Source organism: Pseudomonas sp., from assembly GCF_050739655.1.
GTDB lineage: Bacteria > Pseudomonadota > Gammaproteobacteria > Pseudomonadales > Pseudomonadaceae > Aquipseudomonas.
Genome location: NZ_JBOIBY010000552.1, coordinates 1 through 1,360, shown reverse-complemented (window position 1 = coordinate 1,360; position 1,360 = coordinate 1). Strand labels below are relative to the sequence as shown.

Below are 1,360 nucleotides of genomic sequence, written 5' to 3'. Positions count from 1 at the left end.
TCAGTTCAGATCCATTAAGTAGGGGTTGCGTCGCATGTGTGGCATCGTCGGTATCGTCGGTAAGTCGAACGTCAATCAGGCGCTGTATGACGCGCTAACCGTCCTCCAGCACCGCGGCCAGGACGCTGCCGGTATCGTGACCAGCCATGATGGCCGGTTATTCCTGCGCAAGGACAATGGCCTGGTGCGTGACGTGTTCCAGCAGCGTCACATGCAGCGCCTGGTCGGCCACATGGGTATTGGCCATGTGCGTTATCCGACCGCGGGCAGCTCGACTTCGGCCGAAGCCCAACCGTTTTACGTCAACTCGCCTTACGGCATCACCCTGGCGCACAACGGTAACCTGACCAACGTTGAACAGCTGGCCAAGGAGATTTACGAATCTGACCTGCGCCACGTCAACACCAGCTCCGATTCGGAAGTGCTGCTCAACGTGTTTGCTCACGAACTGGCCCAGCGTGGCAAGTTGCAGCCAACCGAAGAAGACGTCTTTGCCGCCGTCACCGACGTGCACAACCGTTGCGTAGGTGGTTATGCCGTTGTAGCGATGGTCACCGGTTACGGTATTGTGGGCTTCCGTGATCCGCACGGTATCCGCCCGATCGTGTTCGGCCAGCGTCACACCGACGAAGGCGTCGAGTACATGATCGCGTCCGAAAGCGTTTCCCTGGACGTGCTCGGTTTCACCCTGATTCGCGACCTCGCTCCGGGCGAAGCGGTCTACATCACTGAAGATGGCAAATTGCACACCCGTCAGTGCGCGACCAACCCGTCCTTGACGCCGTGCATCTTCGAACACGTCTACCTGGCGCGTCCGGACTCGATCATCGACGGCGTATCCGTGTACAAGGCGCGTCTGCGCATGGGTGAGAAGCTGGCCGAGAAGATCCTGCGCGAGCGTCCTGAGCACGACATCGACGTGGTCATCCCGATCCCGGACACCAGCCGCACTGCGGCCCTGGAATTGGCGAACCATCTGGGTGTGAAGTTCCGCGAAGGTTTTGTGAAGAACCGCTACATCGGCCGTACCTTCATCATGCCTGGTCAGGCTGCACGGAAAAAATCCGTACGCCAGAAACTCAACGCGATCGAGCTGGAATTCCGCGGCAAGAACGTGATGCTGGTGGACGATTCCATCGTTCGCGGCACCACCTGCAAGCAGATCATTCAGATGGCACGCGAAGCGGGCGCCAAGAATGTCTACTTCTGTTCCGCGGCACCGGCTGTGCGTTTCCCGAACGTCTACGGCATCGACATGCCGAGCGCCCACGAACTGATCGCCCACAACCGCTCGACCCAGGACGTGGCTGACCTGATCGGCGCCGACTGGCTGGTCTATCAGGACCTGCCTGACTTGATC

At 59.6% G+C, this 1,360-nt stretch carries 1 protein-coding gene; it reads left to right on the top strand.

Annotated features, from left to right (window positions below):
- Positions 1–34: 34 nt before the first annotated feature.
- On the top strand, positions 35–1,360 hold a 1,326-nt coding region (gene purF, locus ACRESJ_RS26470; RefSeq protein WP_431760504.1), incomplete at its 3' end, for an amidophosphoribosyltransferase.